This is a genomic window from Frankia sp. CcWB2, from assembly GCF_977927585.1.
Window position 1 is genome coordinate 21127 of sequence record NZ_CDWRCM010000065.1, and the last position, 1187, is coordinate 22313.

General features: G+C 70.5%; 1 pseudogene. It reads left to right on the forward strand.

Annotation, left to right across the window (positions count from 1 at the left end):
• Nucleotides 1-73: 73 nt before the first annotated feature.
• Nucleotides 74-820: pseudogene (locus tag ACY45C_RS09335) on the forward strand (transposase); the annotation flags it as partial.
• Nucleotides 821-1187: the final 367 nt, after the last annotated feature.

A 1187-nucleotide genomic window follows, 5' to 3' on the forward strand; every position in this document is an offset into this window, starting at 1 on the left:
TGTATGGGCGGCCGGGGAATTGTCTGGCTGTGTCGGGTAGGGAAGGAGCGGTTCGGCCGCGGAGGTGATCGTGATGACAGAGCCGCTGCCGTGCCCGCCGGCTCCGGCGCCGGTGGAGGCGTACGCGTCCCGGTTGGATGGCCTGTTCGCCTCCCGGGCGCAGCGGCGGGCGTTCCGGGACTACCTGGTCGGTCTGCTGCTGCCGCGGGACCGGAACAAGACGCTGACCTGTCTGGCCGGGGCGGAGCCGGTGGTGGGCGCGCAGCACCGGGAGGTCCAGCGGCTGCAGTGGTTTCTGTCCGAGTCGCCGTGGGACCACGAGAAAATCAACACTCGGCGGGTTGAGCTGCTCATGGCGGCGCCGGCCACCCGGCCTCATCCCGGCGGGGTACTGATCCTGGACGACTCCGGGGACCGCAAGAGCGGGCACGCCACCGCGGGCGTGTCCCGTCAGTACATCGGTTCCCGAGGCGGCCCGTACCGGATCGGCGGGCCACTGCGGCTGGTCGTGGCCACCACCGACCCGGCGACCCGGCCAACCACCAGCACCTGGTACCTGGCCACCACCCTGCCCCGCCCGGACCTGCCCACCACGGCGACGTCGGCGTTCTCACCCGCCAGCTACGACGAGATCATCCGCCTCTACGGGCTACGCGGCTGGGTCGAACAGGACTACAAGCAGGTCAAGCACGAACTGGGCTGGGCCGACTTCCAGGTCCGCTCCGCCACCGCGATCGCCCGCCGCTGGACCCTGGTGAACTGCGCGTTCAGCCTGTGCTGGCACGACACCCCCACCGAGCCACCCACACCCAGCCCAGCCCGCAACCGGTCCGCAGCGGCACACCGCCGTCCTGGCCGGTCAACCTCCGACAGGTCCGCGCCTGCCTGACCCCGCTGTGCCTCCTGCTACGCCTCTGGCAGGCCTGGACCACCGCCCCGATGCCCCACCCACTCCGCGAACTGACCGACACGCTCGCCGCCGGACACCGGCTCCGCCTCTACCTACCCCCATAGATCACGGATCACGAACTGCCGATCACAACAAACCACCGCCATCCATGGGGACCGCCAGTTGACATCCTCCCCCGCGTGAACGCGAGGGATTCCCGGCGGCGGTCATGCCGCGTCCCGGGTGGTTGACGCTTCGCAGCCCGACGTAACCGCCGTGGCTCCACGTCCGTTCACGA